13 protein-coding genes and 2 pseudogenes are annotated in these 19,136 nt (G+C 60.2%); 7 read left to right on the top strand and 8 right to left on the bottom strand.

Going from position 1 to position 19,136, the window contains the following annotated elements:
- Positions 1-18: 18 nt before the first annotated feature.
- Positions 19-159 (top strand): annotated as a pseudogene (locus tag B2A78_RS25750) (IS3 family transposase); the annotation flags it as partial.
- 475 nt (positions 160-634) lie between these two features.
- Positions 635-868 (top strand): annotated as a pseudogene (locus B2A78_RS26725) (IS3 family transposase); the annotation flags it as partial.
- Between the two features lie 51 nt (positions 869-919).
- On the opposite strand, the gene B2A78_RS18660 reads toward B2A78_RS26725, so the two are convergent.
- The 6 genes from B2A78_RS18660 to B2A78_RS18630 form a co-directional block, all read right to left on the bottom strand.
- On the bottom strand, positions 920-2,263 hold the full coding sequence (locus tag B2A78_RS18660; RefSeq protein WP_077731536.1) for a TolC family outer membrane protein: 1,344 nt from the start codon (positions 2,261-2,263) through the stop codon (positions 920-922).
- A 3-nt stretch (positions 2,264-2,266) separates the two neighbouring features.
- Complete coding sequence (locus B2A78_RS18655) at positions 2,267-3,589, bottom strand: HlyD family type I secretion periplasmic adaptor subunit (protein ID WP_077731535.1); 1,323 nt, start codon at positions 3,587-3,589, stop codon at positions 2,267-2,269.
- Positions 3,589-5,358, bottom strand: a complete 1,770-nt coding sequence (locus B2A78_RS18650) for a type I secretion system permease/ATPase (RefSeq protein WP_077731534.1) — start codon at positions 5,356-5,358, stop codon at positions 3,589-3,591. Before B2A78_RS18650 ends, B2A78_RS18655 begins: the two co-directional genes overlap by 1 nt.
- Positions 5,359-5,588: 230 nt before the next feature.
- On the bottom strand, positions 5,589-8,573 hold the full coding sequence (locus B2A78_RS18640; RefSeq protein ID WP_205780828.1) for a hypothetical protein: 2,985 nt from the start codon (positions 8,571-8,573) through the stop codon (positions 5,589-5,591).
- Between the two features lie 619 nt (positions 8,574-9,192).
- A complete protein-coding gene (locus B2A78_RS18635; RefSeq protein ID WP_077731532.1) occupies positions 9,193-9,819 on the bottom strand; it encodes a hypothetical protein in 627 nt (208 codons plus the stop codon).
- Positions 9,820-10,515: 696 nt separating this feature from the next.
- Positions 10,516-10,764: a hypothetical protein gene (locus B2A78_RS18630; RefSeq protein ID WP_156881065.1), complete on the bottom strand. Its 249-nt coding sequence runs from the start codon at positions 10,762-10,764 to the stop codon at positions 10,516-10,518.
- Positions 10,765-11,548: 784 nt separating this feature from the next.
- Here B2A78_RS18630 and B2A78_RS18625 point away from each other — a divergent pair.
- From B2A78_RS18625 to B2A78_RS18605, 5 genes are all read left to right on the top strand, one after another.
- Positions 11,549-12,595 carry an RES family NAD+ phosphorylase gene (locus tag B2A78_RS18625; protein WP_077731530.1) on the top strand — a complete coding sequence of 349 codons (1,047 nt, stop codon included), beginning with the start codon at positions 11,549-11,551 and terminating at the stop codon, positions 12,593-12,595.
- A gap of 80 nt (positions 12,596-12,675) precedes the next feature.
- Entirely contained in the window at positions 12,676-13,362 is a 687-nt protein-coding gene (locus B2A78_RS18620) for a hypothetical protein (protein ID WP_077731529.1), read from the top strand.
- 336 nt (positions 13,363-13,698) lie between these two features.
- Positions 13,699-13,980 (top strand): type II toxin-antitoxin system HigB family toxin, encoded by a 282-nt coding sequence (locus B2A78_RS18615; RefSeq protein ID WP_077731528.1) that lies wholly within the window; start codon positions 13,699-13,701, stop codon positions 13,978-13,980.
- Positions 13,980-14,219, top strand: coding sequence for a hypothetical protein (locus tag B2A78_RS18610; protein WP_077731527.1), 240 nt, complete (start codon positions 13,980-13,982; stop codon positions 14,217-14,219). The genes B2A78_RS18615 and B2A78_RS18610 overlap by 1 nt, the downstream gene beginning before the upstream one ends.
- Positions 14,220-14,247: 28 nt before the next feature.
- Complete coding sequence (locus B2A78_RS18605; protein WP_077731526.1) at positions 14,248-14,445, top strand: DUF2283 domain-containing protein; 198 nt, start codon at positions 14,248-14,250, stop codon at positions 14,443-14,445.
- Between the two features lie 270 nt (positions 14,446-14,715).
- On the opposite strand, the gene B2A78_RS18600 is transcribed toward B2A78_RS18605, so the two are convergent.
- Entirely contained in the window at positions 14,716-15,315 is a 600-nt protein-coding gene (locus B2A78_RS18600) for a TIGR00730 family Rossman fold protein (protein WP_077731525.1), read from the bottom strand.
- A gap of 88 nt (positions 15,316-15,403) precedes the next feature.
- Positions 15,404-19,051: a hydantoinase B/oxoprolinase family protein gene (locus B2A78_RS18595; RefSeq protein WP_077731524.1), complete on the bottom strand. Its 3,648-nt coding sequence runs from the start codon at positions 19,049-19,051 to the stop codon at positions 15,404-15,406.
- Positions 19,052-19,136 lie beyond the last annotated feature (85 nt).

Raw genomic sequence — 19,136 nt, 5'->3', positions numbered from 1 at the left:
CGGGCGTTACAGGCCCCGACCGGGGAAGGCTGGCTGTGCCGGGCCAGCCACAAGGACCTGTTTACCGGAGAGATCGTGGGCTACGCTCGCGGGGAACGCATGACGACGGCCTTGGTCAGCCAGTCTTTGTGGCGGGAGGTGTCGGCAAAGCGGCCCGCTCCAGGCAATGCCATTATTAACCCGGCCTATAAATATAGGCCGGGTTAATCCGGGGCAAGGATGCCCCGGCGCGGCGACAAGCCGCGTGAGCCCAGGCCGGGCGTGTACCGGCCTGGGCGGCGGCCCGAAATACCAGGAGGGTATTTACGGGCCTGACTAATAAGTTAAGCCGTCATTCCGGCAGGGATTGCTCACCCCATCCCTGGGGTTCGTCCTACGGACCGTGCTCCGCACGTCCAAATTTGCTCCTGGCAAATTTGTGCCGGACAAATCGGCAGGATGGCCGATTTGCACGCGAAGCGCCCGTAGGGTGCCGCACAGGGACTGTGCGGCATGAATCCAGTGCACAAGGAAGTGATAGGCCTCTGCCGTCCATGGCTTCTGGACCCCGGCATTCCAATCGCAAACGGGCCTTTAGTCGGCCCCTTCCCTGCCGGGGTGACGTTATTCGTCTTAACTTAACGGCATTGCCGCTCCAGGCCTGATTCACCATTCCGGTCAGGGGAGCCAGTGTTGTGCCCATGCCTATCGGGCGTTGCTGGAGCAGTTCGGTTTCAAGCCTCCAAATGCTCCTATGGAGAGCTTTTGGGGCACGCTGAAGAACGAACGGGTCCGTCACCGGCGGTTTGCTACGCGACAACAAACCATCGCGGACATCACGGAATGGATCGAGATCTTCTACAACCGCCAACGGCGCCACTGGCGGTAATGGAGGCCACCTTTGGACGCTGCTCTTCAAACGCGTGCCCCGCTCGCTGAATCACTTCCCGGCCATCCAGCCGTTGATCTCCTCCATGAACGGCGTGGACAGACTGCCGGCCCTGACCTGTAATCCAACAAGCCCGCGGATGTAGTCGTAGCGGGCCTTGGCCTGCTCGACGCGTGCCTTCAGCAGCCGGCGCCGGGCCTCGAGCAGGTCGACGATCGTCGAAGCGCCGAGCTCATAGCCGCGTTCCTGGGCCTCGGCGGCTTTCTCCTGCGCGCGCACTTCCTGGCGGGTGGAGTCGATCCGCGAGTAGCTGGCCATGGCATCCATGTATGCCGTTCGTGTTTCCTGTTCGATTTCTCGGCGCTTCTGCTCGAACTGCTCCCGGGCGATCCGATGCCTGGCTTGTGCATCCCTCACCCCCGCCTGAACCCGGCCGCCCTCGAAGATCGGGACGGTGAGCTGCACGCCGGCGGTGAACACGTTGTAAGGGGGCTGGGAACGGTTATCGAATCCGGTGTCCGCATAGGTCTCGGAGACCTGCAGGGTAAGCAGCGGAGCATGCTCGGCCCGGCTGCTGGTCACCAGTTTGTCTGTGGCGTCGATGCCGTGTTGTAGCGCGGTCAGGGCCGGGTTGTTACGGGTCGCTTCCTGCACCCATTCATCCGGAGCGCGCGGGACGGGGGGAAAGTGCTCCCGGCCGACCGGGTTGACATCCCGCACCGAACCCCCGGCCAGCTCGCGCAGTTTCTCCAGCGCCACATCCTTGGCATTTCGCGCCTCGATCCCGCGGGTGGCCAACGTTTGGTAATAGGCCTCGACCTCGTACAGATCGGTCACCTTCACCATCTGCCGCTCGTGCATCCGCTGCAGGCCTTTCAGCTGGCTTTCCACGGCTTTTGTTTCCGATGCCACGTAGGCGATGTTGTCGGTAGCCTCGACTGCCCTGAGATACCGGTCCACCAGGTCCCCCGCGACAGCGATACGCGCCGCCTCGAGTTCCTGCTCCGACTGCAAAATGACATTTTCGGCGCTCTGCCAGCGATAGAAAGAGGCCAGGTCAAACAAGGCCTGGCGCAACTGCACCGTTCCGCGCAGGCCGCTGTATTGCTGATCGATTGCGGGCAAGCTGCTCAGGCTCAGCGAGCTTTGTCCGGCCTGTTGATGCAGATCGTTGTAAGAGTAATTCCCGACCGCGAAAATCTGCGGCAGCAATTTGCTGAATGCCTGGTCTTTCTGGGCGTTGGCTCGATCCACCGAGTATTCGCGGCTTTTCAGCACGGGGTTGGTTTCCAGGGTGCGCTGGTACAGCTCCAGCAGGGACTCGGCGCAAGAGGCCGAAGGCAGAGCAAGTACCGCCAGGCACAGGAGGCCCTTTCCGAAACCGGCTAATGTCATGGATCAATCTTCGATAAAGGAGCGGGTGACGGTGTTCACGAAGGGGTCGGTCAGATACTCGAACAGGGTGCGCTCGCCCGTATTTATCAAGACCTCGGCCGGCATGCCCGGCACCAGGTCCAGTTTCTGGCGGGCCAGGTCCTGAAGCCCTTCCGGCGTGATTTCCACCCGCGCCAGGTAATAGGAAGTCTGGGTTTGTTCGTCCACCAGACGGTCGGCGGAAACAACCATCAGCTTGCCCTCGATTTTTGGGGTATCGCGGGATTTGAAGGCGGTAAACCGCACTTCCGCCATCTGGCCGAGCTGGATACGGTCGATGTCCTGAGGCGACAGCCGGGCTTCCACGACCAAGCGCTCATCCTGCGGAACAATGTCCAGGATCTTTCCCCCCGGCTGGATGACGCCCCCCAGGGTGTGCACGGACAGACCCAGGACCATGCCGGGCTCGGGTGCCTTGACGACCGTGCGCGCCACTGTGCTTTCCAGGGACTGAATCTTTTCTCGCAACTCGAACAGGGCCGCCTGGACCTCGCCTAGTTCTTTCGCGACCTCCCGCTGCAGCTCCTTCTCGAGCTGGAGGATCTTGAGTTCGGTCTCGCTGATCTGTAATTCGGTGGCTGCCAGCTCAGACGCCAATTCCCCGCGCTGGCCCTCGCTCTGTGCCAGATTGCGCTCCAGTTCCCGCACTTTCTGCCTCTCGGTGTAGCCTTCCTTGAGAAGGGCCTCGAAATCCTCCAGTTCGTGCCGAAATGACTTCACCAGGCGATCACGGCTGGTGATTTGGGCCTGCAAACCCTTGAGCTTGGCGCGGAGCTGTTCGATCTGCCGCCGGTACAGGGAAATCTCGCCGTCGTGGGCCGTCTTGCGGACGGTGAAAGTGTGGTTCTGTATGCGGATGGCGTCATCGATCCGGGGATCGTCTGCATGGGCGAGCAAATCGGGAGGATAGCGGACCTCATTCAGGCCATCGCGTTGCGCGATCAGGCGGGCTTCCCGTGCCGCGGCGATGTAATACTGCCCGCGCAGGACTTCGAGCTGGGCTCGCGGCTGGGTGTCGTCGAGGGTGGCCAAAACCTGGTCCTTTTCGACCGAATCGCCGTCGCGGACCCGGATGGTCTTGATGATGCCGCCTTCCAGATGCTGGACCGTCTTGCGGTAGTTTTCCACGGTGATGACGCCCGGGGCCAGCGCTGCGCTGCTGAGCGGAGCGAGGGCCGCCCAGGTGCCGAGGCCGCCGAAGATGGCGAAAACGACGAGGAACCCGAGCCGGCGGAAACGGCGGTCGTCGGTCAGCAGCGATGGCTGGGCTGAGGTCGTCACGGCCATCAAGACGGATTGTGGACGGGAGCGGCCGCGACGGGGCGGAGGCCGCCGGCCGGCCGCGGCGTCGAATTCTGCAAGCTCGCCAGAACCTGGTCGCGCGGTCCCGACACGGCCACTAGACCTTCCGCCAGCAGAACGATCTTGTCCACCTGGCTCAGGAGGCTCTTGCGATGGGTGACCACGATCACGGTGCACCCTTTGCGCTTCAGTTCGGCCAGGGCGGCGACCAAGGCATTTTCACCCTCCTGATCCAGGTTGGAATTGGGCTCGTCCAGGATCACCAGCTTCGGGTCGCCGAACAAGGCGCGGGCCAATCCCAGCCGCTGCTGCTGTCCGGCGGAGAGGATATTGCCGTGGCCGAGGATTTTGGTGTCGTAGCCTTCCGGCAGCCGCAAGATCATGTCGTGGATACCGGCGGCGCGGGCGGCCGCCACTACCCTGTCGGGGTCGACGGTGCCGAATCGCGCGATGTTTTCGCCGATGCTGCCGTCGAGAAGTTCGACGTCCTGAGGCAGATAGCCGATGTAGTTGCCCAGCGCCTCCCGGTCCCATTGGGTGGTTTCGGCGCCATCAAGCCGGATGGCCCCGTGGCTTACGGGATAAAGCCCCAGGATCGCGCGGAGCAGGGTGGATTTGCCGGAGGCGCTGGCTCCGATCACGCCCAGTGCGGTGCCCGGTTCGATCCGAAGGCTGATGCCCTTGAGCACCGGGGCGGAGGCGCCCGGCGGCTGGACGGCGGCGCTTTCCAGGAGGATTTCACCCCTCGGGGCGGGCAGCGGCATCGGCGGTTCGCGGTATGGGGCGGCGCTGAGCAGTTCGTCGAGCCGCTGGTAAGCGGCCCGCGCCTGCGAAAAACCCCGCCAGGTGCTGATCATCAGGTCCAGAGGCGCCAAGGCGCGGCCCAGCAGTATGGAACCCGCGATCACCAAACCCGGTGTGATCTCCCTGTGGATGGCCAGATAGGCGCCGAGACCAAGGATCAGCGACTGGATGGTCAGCCGGTAAGTCTTCGACAGCGCGGCGATCAGGCCGCCCTTGGCACTGGCCTGGCTTTGCAGCTCGAGCAACAGGGTCTGCTTGTCCTGCCAGCGGGTCCGCATCCGGGGCAGCATGCCCATGGCCTCGATCACTTCCGCGTTGCGCAGATTGCGCTGGGTGAACTGGTTGGACTCCACGGCGTGCCGGTTGGCTTCCTGCAGGTGTTTGCGGGTAGCCGCTTCGTTCCAGACAGCAAGGCCCGCCAGCACGAACGCCGAAATCAGGCCGACTGCCCCGAAAACCGGATGGAACAGGAACATCATCCCCAGATAAACCGGAAACCAGGGGGCGTCAAAAAACGCGAAGAGGCCCGGCCCGGTTAGGAACTGCCGGATTTGTAGCAGGTCGGTCAAAGGCTGCGCGGACGATATCCTGCCCCCGGAAGCGAGGGACTGGGCGAACACCGCATCGAAAACCCGCCCGCCCAGGAGACTGTCCAGACGCGCGCTGGTAACGATCAGAATCTGGGTACGGACCCACTCCAGCCCGCCCATCACGATGAAGAGGAACACCGCGATGAGCGTCAGCATCAGGAGCGTCGACTCGCTGCCGCTGCTCAGCACGCGATCGTAGACCTGCAGCATGTAGATCGACGGCACCAGAAGCAGCAAGTTGATGAAGAAACTGAAGAACCCTACCGACCAGAAGGAGGTCCGGCAGGTTTGCAGCGCCCGGCGCAGATCCGACCGGACCCATGTACCCTGGTGTTGTGGTTGCGGTTGGTGGGTACCCATTCGAATTCCTAAGTAGAGGCTGAACGGATACCCTCAACGCTCCGCATGAAATTAGAGCGGGCAGCCTTCAAGCCGGGCCTTGCGGATCGGGCATTCGTTCCTTCCCGAAACATGAGCGCTCGTGTTCTGACCGGAATCAGGCCGGCTGCGCCTGCCCGGCGCCTTCGGCGGCAAGGCAGGGCAACCGGGCTTTCGCAGGCGAACCGCCATATCGGATCAGAGGAGACCCGCTAGATCAGAAACTCGTTCTGTTGCAGCTCCGCGCCTACGCCCACCAGGCTGATCTCCGGAATACCCAGAGGGGCAATCCCGGCACCCTCCGTGGTCGAACCGCTCACCAGGCTCTGGATCACAACGTTGTCCCCGGTGCCGCCGTCGAGCACATCGAGTCCGGCGCCACCCAGCAGCACGTCGTCGCCGGCGCCGCCGAGCAGCACGTCATTGCCGTCACCGCCGATCAGCACGTCGTCGTCATCGCCGCCATTGGCTGTGAGCTGGATGCTGCCCACCGTCAACCCCGACGCCTCGATCACGTCATCGCCGGCGAGGCCGTTGATCACGAGGCGGTCCATTGTCGGGTCGAAATTCGTGATGTTGATCCGGGCCGCAAGACCCAGCACGGAGACTCCGTTGCCATCGCCCACGACGATTATGACGTCGTCCCCCTGGGTCGCATTGACGAAGATGGTGTCCGCCTGGCCGTCGCTACCGCCGCCGAAAGCGCCGAGATCGATGTTGACTTCGGTCACGTCCGTGCCGGACAGATCGTTGACCACGATGTTGTCGGCGCCGCCCAGCGCCCTGAAATCGATCCGCTCGACGTCGTCCAGGTCCATGGTGACGTTGGCGACGTCGCGGAAGAAGCGCGCGCGGCCGCCGTTGGCGGAGATATCGATGTTTTCGCTGACGTTCGCGCCGTTGAACAGCATGGTGTCGAAGCCGGCCTGGCCTTCGAGGATGTCGTTGTCGTCGCCCGGATTCCAGACGAAGGTGTCGTCGCCCGCGCCCATGATTGCGAGGTCGTTGCCGTCTCCGCCGTTGAACAGATCGTCCCCTTCGCTGCCGAGTAGAACGTCGGCGCCGAGGCCGCCGTTCATCGTCAGTTGGACTGCGCCAGCCTCCAGACCGGTAGCATCGATGACGTCATCCCCGCCAAGACCATTGAGCGTCAACCGATCGTTCGCAACCTCCTGGCCGGAAATGTTCACCTGGCTCGGCAGACCGAAGACGGTAATTCCGCCGGCATCGCCCGCGACGCCGAACACGTCGGCGCCATTCGTGGCGTTCACCGTGACCGTGTCCGCCGCGCCGTCGCCGCCCCCGCCGGTGCCTCTCAGGTCGATGTTGATCTGAGTGACGTCCGTCCCGCTGAGATCGCCGATCACGATGTTGTCGGCACCGCCCAGCGCGTTGAAATCGATCTGTTCGACGTCGTTCAGGTCCATGGTGACGCTGCCGACGTTGCGGAAGAAGTGCACGCGGCCGCCGTTGGCGGCGATGTCGATGTTTTCGGCCGCGTTGCTGCCGTTGAACAGCATCGTGTCGAAGCCGGCCTGGCCTTCGACGGTGTCGCTCCCGTCGCCCGGATCCCACTGGAACACGTCGTTGCCGGCGCCGAGCAAGGCGACGTCGTTGCCCTGCTGGCCGTCGATGAAGTCGTCACCGTCGCCACCCAGGAGGACGTCGGCGCCCTGGCTGCCCAGGATCGTGTCGTTGCCGGCGCCGCCGTCGATCACGAGCTTGATCACGCCCGCCGGGAGGGTGGTCGCAGTGATCCCGTCGTCGCCTGCCCCGCCGTTGATGACGAGCGAATCGTTGGCGCCTTCGCTGTTGGCGATGTTAACCTGCGCCGCCAGTCCGACCACCGACGCCGATGTCCCGGCGCCGAACACGTCGATGATGTCGTTGCCGCCCGTGCCGTTCGTGACCACCGTATCGGCCTGCCCATCGCCCGCCGCTCCGCCGAGCGTTCCGGCGAGATCGATGTTGACTTCGGTCACGTCCGTGCCGGACAGATCGTTGACCACGATGTTGTCCGCGCCGCCCAGCGCCCTGAAATCGATCCGCTCGACGTCGTCCAGGTCCATGGTGATGCTGCCGACGTTGCGGAAGAAGCGCACGCGGCCGCCGTTGGCGGCGATGTCGATGTTCTCGGCCACGTTGCTGCCGTTGAACAGCATCGTATCGAAGCCGGCCTGGCCTTCGACGGTGTCGCTGCCGTCGCCCGGATCCCACTGGAATACGTCGTTGCCGGCGCCGAGGAAGGCGACGTCGTTGCCCTGCTGACCGTCGATGAAGTCGTCGCCGTCGCCGCCCAGGAGAACGTCGGCGCCGTTGCTGCCCAGGATCGTGTCGTCGCCGGCGCCGCCGTCGACAGTGATCTGGATGAGGGTCGCTAGATTGCCGGTTGCGGAAAACGTGTCGTTACCGCCGTTCATGTTGACGACGAGATTCTCGGTCGTGCCGATATCGAGTGCGAAAGGGGCCGGGTCGAGGCGATCGAAACGGACGCGCGATCCGTTGGCGGTTACCGTAAACACCTCGGCGCCGTTGCCGCCGTTCACTTCCGCGGTATCGATGCCGGTTCCGCCCTCCATCAGATCGCTGTCATCGCCCGGGTTCCAGATCATACGGTCGTTGCCGGCCTCGCCGAACATCTGGTCATCGCCGTCGCCGCCGGTCAGCGTATCGTTTTCAGAACCGCCGAACAGAAAGTCGACGCCGCCTTTGCCGAAGAGGACGTCGTCGCCCGCCTGCCCGAAGAGCTGGTCGCCGCCCGAGCCGCCGGTCAGCGTGTCGTTTCCCGTGCCGCCGAAAAGGTTGGCGCGGGGCAAAGCACCGTTTGTTTCGTCGAGCGTGATGGTGTCGTTTCCGCCCAGCCCAAATCCCTGAATCAGGCTCGTGTTGGCGACGGTCGCGGTACCGCCCCCGACCGGAACGGCGCCGCCATTGATGAGAATGGTTCCGGCCGCATTGCGGCTGAATTCGATCGTGTTGTCGAATGCATCACCGAGTGCCGTCAGAACCCCGGTGGAAGGTGTGAACGTTCCGGTGACCGTCTGGGCGGTGATGTCTGCGCTTGCGGTAAGAGCGAGCGGTCGGACATCTTCGGTCGACAGACCGCTCTCCGAGGGGGCTCGGAACGGTAGCTGATCCAATGCAAGCACTTCTGGTGCGGGTACCGGCTGTTTCCGGCCGAGGTTGGACATACCCATGGTTTTCTCCTTAATTATTTTTGATGATCACTCGATAACGCCGTATGAAATTTCGGTGGACTAGGGTTAAGGATTGAACGCCCCGTCCTAATCCGGCTCCATCCGAAACTTCTTATCGGGATTCGGCTCAAAATGCGGTGCCGGATCATCGTTTCGGCCCGCCTCCCGATTTCGCTCGGACTAACTCCGGCGGTACACTCACAAGAACCTGAACGGAGCCATGGCCGATCATCCCTTTCATGGCCCTGATCTCGAAGCGCTTGCCGGTTTATCCGGCCCAGCCATGACATCGCCCGCCGCACCTCCCACTGGCGCGTTGTATCGGTATTTCTCCCTCCGAGCGAGAAAGGTTCAAAAAATCCAGCGTTGCGTCGCGATTTTTTTACGAAACCCTTGTGTGGCATCCCGGTCACCCAAAAGAACCTATCGTGGCGACGAGTCCCGGCGGTCGGCGCACTGGCCGAATCAATCGCAAACGGTGGCGTTAATCGCCACCCCTTCCAAATCGCAAACGTCGCTTTAATCGCGACCTTCCCCACCCGTCTCGCCCGGCCCCAACCACGGGTTCGGATATCGCGCGCAGATGACTCGCAGCGCGTGTGAAGCTTGTTGGTCGAACTTACCGAGCGCGGTTGCGCTGACTCGAACTCCGGCGGCGGAAAACGGCATAGGCCATCATGCCCGCCCCCACCAGCGCCGGTGACGGCGCCTCCGGGACGTTGTTGGTCGGTACGCGGGACCACACGGCATAGATGAAGCTTTCGGAAGTTAGGTCGTCCGAGGGGGAAACAATCAGGAGACCAGAAACGTCGTCCAACGGGCCAAACAGATTTTGTGCAAAACCCACATCGGCCAACCCGCCTACGGTGAGCCCAAAATCATAGGGCGTCAGCACCATGCAAAGAACGAAATCTGAGCACCCCGCGGTTGTATCCGGGGCGGAATCGAAGGCGCCAAAGGCCCCGTCCAAAAAGACCTGGTCCAATAAGGCTTGCGAGGCGGCCAATGCCTCCCCTTCCGTCTTAAACACGAAATCGTTGCTGGAATCGCACCCGCTGAACAACCCGGCACAGGTCCCACCCTGAAATGTGACATCGTATAGCGTGGTCACGTTGTTGACGGTGACTTCGACGCCGGTGGCCCCGGTCAATATGCCGTTAGTCACCTGCAGCGTCGGTAGAGCATGCGCGCTTCCCCAGGCAAGGCACGAAGCGACTAGGCAAACGATTATCCACAGAGTTTTCATTGGTCTCACTTTCCCTAATTCTGCGCTCACGAGTGAGCATGATGGTAAACCGTCGCTACCGCCTCGGAACGACCCCCTAGCACCTTCGAAGTGCCAAGCAGGATTTAGGCCATCGCCTCCAATACTAACCGTAAGACCTTGAAATAAAACTCTTTAGAGTGCCTCGCGCCCAGCGGTTCCCTCTGTATCTTTGGGGCTCTGTAAAAAATCCTGACATGCTTGTAACAGGCCGTACACAGAAACGCCATTTGAAATTGAACGGCCGCTTAGCGGGAGAGCAGAAAAACGAAAGTTTGGACGAATCGGTTAGCGCCTCATCACTCCGCTGTTTCGCTGGACGTGTAGTCATCCTTCTCGGACGCCATGATCTAGCCCTAGTTACCGAATCAGTAACTCTGCGGATATGCTGGGGATGCGTCGCACTTCACGTCGCTGCCGCAAAATGGCCGATTTTTCCAAAGGAACCGACCGTCCACGGAGATTTGGCGACTGGCGGCTTTTGGCCGATTGTGTTGAAAAAGTCATCTAAACCAGCTTATCAGCTCGAATCCGCGCAGATTTGATTTTTTCATCATCGTAGATTCAATGGGTTACGCTCGTGCTGACGCTGAAGTGAGTAGGGTTTTTGCTGCCTGAAGTCCGCGCTCGAGATTGCCATTATCGGTGCCACCGGCGGGAACAGCTGCGGCTGTACTACTAGTTGCCGCGCAAGCCAAACAGGCATTTAAGCCAGCGTTTTGCCGTCGGGGTCAGGCCAGCCTTGAGACGTTGCTCGGCCAGGCGGGGGTTGATTTGCGCCAGGGTCGGGTAGATGTGTATGGTCCCGGCGAGATCGGATACCTTCAGATTCTTGCACATTGCCAAGACGTATTCATGGATCAATTCGCCCGCCTGGGCTCCGGCGACAGCCGCGCTCAAGACACGGCTGTTATTGCTATGGCACAAAGAGCGATTTTCGACAAATGCAGTCCGTAGGATGTGCCGACCATCGGGAAGCGCCCTTCGACTCGCTCAGGACAGGCCCTTCGACTGGGCTCAGGACAGGCATCGTTCGCGATCGATGGGCTGCGCAGGCTCAGCCCATCCTATACCAGCTATCATTGGCATGATTCCACTAAGCTGCCGGAGCAATTAAGCATTTTTCACTGCTATATAGCGGCGCGCCATGGGAAACTGCCCCGCACAAGTCAAAATACAGGCCGATATGACTCATAGAGCGTTTTTCATCCCGATGTACGGCTTCGTGTCGGGCGGGAAGAACGTAGGTCGGCAATCCCTTGCCGACTTATCGGCTCGGCAAAGGATTTTGTCGGAAGGGTCGCGACTAAAGCGACCGTTTGCGATTGGGAAGGGATTGCCGACCTACATATCGGGCTCTCTGACACCGAATCGGAAAATGCTCTAGGCCGGAATAAGCCCTTCGGCTTCGCTCAGGACAGACTCTGCGTTTCCGGCAAAGTCGTAGGTCGGCCATCCATTGCCGGCAGTCGTGTCGGGAAAGGATTCTTGATCTACCGTACTGTTGGGCGAAATGAAAACGCGGTGGGAAACGAACGCCGTGAGCGTGGCGTAAGCAAAATAATAAAGCGCGACTCCTTCTCCCGATTCGGATTATTTGGCCTTCCGGATTAGGTATCACGATTGATGCAAAGCAAAACGTTGGATATTTTCCAATTCCAGATTAGATCTCGTTTTTGAGGTCGACTTTAAGTTGGGCCAAGGAACCTAAATGAGCTTCGTTTTGTGTTCGAACTGCTTTTCCGATCAGGGCCTGAGACTGGATGCCGAACGAATCGGCGACGCAGACGATTCTAAGTGCCAGAACTGCGGTCAAGCTTCCGGGCGAAAACTAACAAAAGAGAGAGTTGAAGCGCTTGCTCATAGGTTTTTCGTGTGGGGAACTCTGCATAAGTGCGACTATGGCGCAGCGCCGATCGTCCAATTCAACGAACATCAGAAAACGAGCATCTCGACTGCTGCTCGGTTTAAGAAGGACATCGAACTGATCAGCAACACGCTCGGAGTCGGCTTCTTCTGCTACGGGCCTCGCTTATGGATGGTGGGTGAGGTTGAGCCTCTCAAGGCGCTTCAGGAGGGGCACTCTCGAGCTGCGATCATCCAGCGGATCATTAACGAGTATCCGTTAGTTGAACTCGATGAGAGCCGCTTGTTCTATCGTATCCGCAAGGCGCCGAAAGTGCCGACTGAGGAGGCGGAATACGACACTCCACCGACAGAGTTCCTGGGCACAGGACGTTTGGACTCCACCGACCTCCCGGTCATGTACGGATCTCAGGACCTTGAAGTATGTGTGCATGAGTGCCGGGTAACGGCAGAGGACGAAATCTACGTCGCTTCGCTAGCGCCGACGAGGACCTTAAAGCTCCTGGATCTTTCTTATGTCTTGCCAGAGGAACATGTCACGGAGTTTGATAGCCTCGATATGGCCGTCCATATGCTGTTTCTGGCAGGAAAGCATTCCTATCCGATCTCCCGAGAAATAGCTAAGGCGGCGCATGTGGCCGGGTACGACGGACTGATCTATTCGTCATACTTTAGTTTGCTCCGAACGGGCAGTATGCCTTTCGAGGCGGCGTATGGAATTTCATATCGACGTTTCCCGCAAATGCGGGAATATGAACAGGCCAAGTCGATCCCGAACTTCGCCTTGTTTGGTCGTCCCATAGCAGGGCAGAAGGTAACGGTCCGCTGCATCAACAAATTGGTATTGAGTCACGTCAATTATGGGTTCCACTTTGGTCCAGTCGGCGTGTAGGCCCAATAATCGCTTGAAGCCGACGCATTCAAAGCAACGCGCGGCTCAAGCAGGGCGTTAGCCGCAAGGGAGAGAAGAAAGTGTCGGACGTAGGCATTGAACTCAACTTCTTCTATATGCATTACAACGATGCGCGGAAGTTCGCGGAGTGGGCTGCTTCGCAGCACGAAGGCGACGTGAATCCAAGCATTTACGTCCGTCACGCAATTATCTCCACTGTATTTGCCAGTGAAGCTCTGATTAACCGTGTTCTCTCGGAATTCTCAGCCGATCCCGTCGTAGCGGAAGCCCTTGAAAAAGCCAGCATTCTTGACAAGTGGTGCATAGCGCCATTTGTCTGCGGCGATGCAGCACAAACCGCATTTGATCGGGGTGCAGAGCCTTTTCAGAGTTTCAAGGAACTGATCCAAATTAGGAACTGGCTTGCGCACCCGAAGGTGGAGATCTTCCTCAAGGGCAAGGCACCGCCGAATTCGACAATTTCAATTAGCGGAAAACCGGAAGAATATCCCTGGCTGGAAATCCTTAAAGGGGAATCGTGGCGACAATCGCGAATTCCAAAGAACCCATTCGAGTTGGATCATACGCACGCAACAGCCGCGCTCTCGATCCTAGACAAGATGATTTTGGAGCTATCGGGGCGTCTTTCTGGACGGTTGACCGACGACTGGCTGAACGAGATCACTGTGAGAGATGCTGAAGGAACAAGAACGTACAAGGCGCCTGTCTATACCATTTGGGGTGGCTATGGTGGTTCACGCAGCTAACACGTGTCAGAGAAGGTGGAGAAGGTGTCAGTGGAGAAGGTGTCAGGCTTTGGTTATTGTGCTAATACCCCATGGCCGGCATGATCTTTTCCGACCGCGCTTTATCGCGTATAGGAATCGCTGTGAGTAACTGAATGAAGTTCACCCAGAGCGAGAAGGTGGCGAGAAGGTGTCAGGCTTTCGTCCTTTGGCTGACGTTCCATAGTCGAATGTTAGTTGATGGCTGCGGTTTGCGTTCTCCAGAAGTTGCATCTTTGATGCTTCAGGCTTGTTAATCTATTCCATATCCGGCGATCGCTTGACGATGCTATTCTGGCAGTTTAGGGAGTCGAACATTTGCGTGTTGTCAGCAACAAGGCTTTACGAGATTTTGCAGCTTTGCACCCTCAGGCGGAGAAGTCTTTGCAGGATTGGCGAAGACGGATTGAATCGAACAGGTTCAGTTCTTTTGCCGAGTTGAAGGCGGTGTTCGGTTCCGTGGATAAAGTAGGGCATTATTATGTCTTTGACATTGCCGGTAACCATTACCGGCTGATTGCCGCTATCCATTTCAATACCCAAACGCTTTACATTCGTGCGGTACTGACGCACAGCGACTATGACCGCTGGAGGCCTTGATGCACGCCACTGAACTTTCCGATGTGATCCGCCACTATCAGGCGATTTGCAATGCCGTTCCGCTCTATCCGATCCACTCGGAGGCCGAATACGACCGCGCGGTGTCGATCCTGAACGAGCTTTTGGACGCAGGCGGCGCCGATGAAAACAACCCGCTTGCCCGTCTGGTGGAGACGCTTGGGCTTTTCATTCATGAGTATGAGAAGGTCAACTATCCCTTGGAGGAATCGACACATTAGCGTCTCTGTCCGATAGGACGTCTAGGTTATGAAGATTATGTACTTTCAGGATACGGACACCCTTTATATCGAGTTGAAGCCCGCCGAGGTTTCGGAAACGCGGGACTTGGACGAAAATACGCTGCTTGAACTGGACCCGCACGGGAATATTTGCGGGATTACGATCGAGCATGCGAAGGAGAGGGCGGATCTCCCGAGCTTTTCGTATGAGCAAGTCGTTGCTTGACTGCCTGTCCCTTTCACTTTCATGCGCCTTTCACTTGAGGGCTGAGGCTCGCCACGAACCGGGGCAGCCATTACGCTCCGGAGCTTCTCAGCGCGTAGCTTTCAATTGAATTCAGGTGTGGCAACCTCGAATCGGTGGGTTACGCGGAGCCTGTCCTGAGCCTGTCGAAGGGCCTGTCCCGAGCGGAGACTAGGGGCTAACCCGCCATCGATGGGTTTCGCTTCGCTCTACCCATCCTACGATTAATGTCCGCTTGAATGCCGAATGGAATTACAGCTGCCTCTCGTCCCGAATCCACGGGATGACCGGTTCGGGCTGATATGCGGCCAGGGCCTCCAGGAGCATTTCCGGGTCGGTATGGGCCAGCAGCCGCCTTCTGCTCTCGGGTTTCATGAAGCCCTCCGCGAGCGCCCGATCGCACAAGCTTAGGAGAGGTTCGTAGTAGCCTTCCGCATCGAGAAGTCCGATCGGCTTACGATGAAATCCAAGTTGGGCCCAGGTAAGGATTTCGAACAGCTCCTCGAAGGTTCCGAAACCTCCGGGCAGCGCGATGAAGCCATCTGCGATTTCTGCCATGCGGGCTTTGCGGGTGTGCATCGAATCTACCACTTCCAGCCGGGTAAGGCTGGTGTGTTCCACCATTCGTCCTGCCACCTCGCGGCCGATCAAAGCTTTCGGGATGATGCCGATCACCCGTCCTCCGGCCGCAAGGCAGGCACTCGACAGAATGCCCATGAGACCCACGGTCCCGCCGCCATACACCAGTTCCAAACCTTTTTCGGCCAGCAGCCGGCCCAAGGTTTCGGCAGCGATCCGGTATTCGGGGCGCTTGCCGGGGTTGGAACCGCAGAATACGCAAATGCTCTTCAAGTGATCACCTCGATGTCCAAAACAGTCGTGAAAACGGCCGTCAACGAGCAGCTGTCCGAGGCCAGGAGGCTATGGGATTCGGAACAATCTAACTTCCATATCCGCCGCCGCCGGGCGTCTCGATGACGAACGTGTCGCCCGCGTCCATGTCGGTTTCGGCCTGCGACCCGAGAATTTCCTGCTCTCCATTGGCGCGGATCACGAGGTTTCGTCCGCATGCGCCAGGGTTTCCGCCGTTGAGGCCGAACGGCGGCTGCAGGCGGCGGCTGGAGACGATTCCTGCGGTCATCGGTTGCAGAAACCGGATCTTTCGGATCACGCCGTCGCCGCCCTTATGCAAGCCCTCGCCGCCGCTGCCCCGGCGGATGGCGAAGGTTTCCAGCAGCACCGGAAGCCGCCACTCCAGTACTTCGGGATCGGTGATGCGGGAATTGGTCATATGGGTGTGCACGGCGTCCGCGCCGTCGAAACCGGCTCCGGCGCCGGCCCCGCCGCAGATGGTTTCGTAGTATTGGTAGCGCGTGTTGCCGAAGGTGAAGTTGTTCATCGTGCCCTGCGAAGCGGCCAGCACGCCCAGCGCGCCGTACAAGGCATCGACGATGTGCTGCGAGGTTTCCACGTTGCCGGCCGCGACCGCCGCGGGATAATGGGGGTTGAGCAGGGAGCCTTCGGGAATCCGGATTTCGAGCGGGCGCAGACAGCCGGCGTTCAGCGGAATATCGTCGTCCACCAGGGTGCGGAACACATACAGGACGGCCGCCTTGCACACGGCGGCAGGGGCGTTCAGATTGTCCGGCTGCTGCGGCGAGGTCCCGGTGAAATCGATGAAGGCCCGCCGGTTTTCGGAATCGACCCGGATCGCCACGCGGATGACCGCGCCCGAGTCCATCGTCACCGCGAATTCGCCGTCGGAAAGCCGTGCGATGACCCGCCGCACCGCTTCTTCCGCGTTGTCCTGCACATGCCCCATGTAGCGCCGGACCGTCGCCAGCGAATAACGTTCGAGCATGCCGCGGAGCGCCTGCATGCCTTTCACGTTGGCGGCGATCTGGGCGCGGAGATCCGCCAGATTCCGGTCGGGATCGCGGGCCGGATAAGGCTTTGCATTGAGCCAGTCGCGGATGGCCGATTCGCGTATGTGTCCGTTTTCGACGATCTTCAGACCCGAGCTCAGAACGCCTTCCTGATCGATGGACGTACTGCGGGGCGGCATCGAACCGGGCGTGATGCCGCCCACGTCGGCGTGATGACCGCGCGAGGCGAGATAGAAAAGGACCGATTCGCCCGTGTCGTCGAACAAGGGCGTGATTACCGTAATGTCCGGCAGATGCGTACCGCCGTGATAGGGGGAATTGATGAGCCAAACGTCGCCCGGTCGCAGTTCGTCCCCGTGACCCGCGATCAGCGCCTTGACGCTCTCGTCCATGGAACCCAGATGTACCGGAATGTGCGGCGCATTGGCGACGAGTCCGCCGTTTCCGTCGAACAGCGCACAGGAGAAATCGAGGCGCTCCTTTATGTTCACCGAATGGGCGGTGTTTTGCAGCGTATAGCCCATGTCCTCGGCGACCGACATGAACAGCCGGTTGAAGATTTCGAGGCGCGCCGGATCGACCGGCTGCTCCGTTTCTTCTGCCTCCGACATGGAATTCGCACAGTCGCTTGCTTCACGAGCGCTGAGGATAAGATGGTTGCGGACGGTAATCTCGCCCTGCCAGCCGGGCTCGATGATCGTGGTCGAGTTCGGTTCGACCAGAATCGCGGGTCCTTGCAAGCGGACCCCCGGCTTCAGGTCCTCGCGCCGATAAACCGGCGCATCGTGATGGTTTCGGCCGGAATATATCCGGACCTTCGCGACCGGTTCCGGAGAAGCGTCGGGCTGTAACGGGTATTCCGGTTCTTCGATGGTTTCGTTCAAGCCGGACAGCTCCACGGTCGCGGTATCCACCAGCAAAGCCTTGTCGGGATAAACGAAGCCAAAGCGCTGGCGGTGCCGGTCCTCGAACTTCGCCCGCATCTCCGCCGAATCGCCGAACGGCACGGCGAACAGGGTGTCGGTACCCTCGTACCGGAGCATGGCCAGGCGAGCCGCGACAATCCGTTCCGGCGGGACCTCCTGGGCGGAGAGCTCCGCGCGTCCTTCGGTTTCCAGTGCGTCGAGCACCGTCCGCAACTCCGGGACGGCGGCATCGTTCAACAGAGCGACGACCGCCCTTTCCTTGATGACGCGGTAATCGGCGAGACCCATGCCGTAGGCGGACAAGACGCCAGCCAGAGGATGCAGAAAAATCTTGGCGATGCCGAGCCGCTCGGCGACCTTGCAGGCGTGCTGGCCGCCGGCCGCGCCGAAGCAGCACAGGACGTAATCGGCCAGATCGTGGCCGCGCTGCACAGAGATCTTCTTGATCGCGGCGGCCATGTTTTCCACCGCCACGTCGATGAAGCCTTCCGCCACTTCTTCGGGCGAGAGCGTTTGCCCGGAGCCGGACCGGACGGTTTCCGCCAGTTCCCGGAATTTGCGCCGCACGATTTCCGTATCCAGAGGCTGATCGCCGGTCGGTCCGAACACTTTCGGAAAGAACTCCGGGCGTATCTTTCCTACCATCACATTGGCGTCGGTCACGCACAGAGGTCCGCCGCGCCGGTAGCAGGCGGGGCCCGGATTGGCACCGGCCGAATCGGGGCCGGCCCGGAAGCGAAGTCCGTCGAAACGCAGGATCGAGCCGCCGCCCGCCGCGACGGTGTGAATATTGAGGATGGGCGCCCGCAGCCGGATGCCGGCGATCTCGGTTTCCTGGCTGCGTTCGAATTCGCCGGCGTAATGGGCCACGTCGGTGGATGTGCCGCCCATGTCGAAGGTGACGATCCGATCGAAGCCGGCGAGACGGGAGACCGCCACCGCGCCGACGATGCCACCGGCGGGACCCGACAGAATGCTGTCCTTGCCCTGGAACCGGTGGGCATCCGCCAATCCGCCATTGGACTGCATGAACAGCAACTTGAGCTTGTGATCTTGTTGCACTTCATGGGCTGGGCCGATGCCCAAGCCGGCGGCGACTTGATCGACATAACGGCGTAATACCGGCGACAGATAAGCATCCACCACCGTGATGTCGCCCCGCCCGATCAATTTCATGGCGGGACTCACGCGGTGGGAGAGGGAAATCTGGGTGTAGCCGATTGCCTTGGCCAGCTTTTCCAGTACGAGTTCGTGATCGGGCGTCCGCCAGGCGTGCATGAGCACGATGGCGATCGATCGGAAACCTTCCCGGTAGGCCCCGGTCAATTGTTGTTCCGCTTCGCCGAGATCCAGCGGCTCCAGCTCCGAGCCGCGGGAGTCGTGACGCCCGGTGATTTCGGCGACCTTTTGGTAAAGCGGTTCGGGGCGGCGGATATTCAGGGCGAAGATATCCGGCCGGTTCTGATAGCCGATGCGGAGGGCGTCGGCGAAGCCCCGCGTGATGGCCAGGACCGTCGGTTCGCCCTTCCGTTCCAGCAGCGCATTCGTTCCCACCGTGGTGCCCATCCGCACGGCCTGGATGTTGGCCTGTTCCAGGGTCGCATCGGGAGCCAGATCCAGAATGTCGCGGATGCCTTGCAGGGCGGCGTCGCGGTAGCGGTCCGGATTTTCCGAAAGGAGCTTGTGGGTCAACAGGAGGCCGTCCGACCGGCGGGCGACGATGTCGGTGAAGGTTCCGCCGCGATCGATCCAAAATTGCCAGGATTGCGAATGCATGATGCCGGTTATCTTGACAGCAAAAACCCTGTGGTGCCTTAATAATTGACTATTTTTCTAGGATATGTGAACCTGAATTCCCACG

Origin of the sequence: Methylocaldum sp. 14B, assembly GCF_002005105.1 — a bacterium.
Lineage (GTDB): Bacteria > Pseudomonadota > Gammaproteobacteria > Methylococcales > Methylococcaceae > Methylocaldum.
Note: the sequence above shows the minus strand (reverse complement) of the source record. Positions and strands in the feature narration are given on the sequence as shown.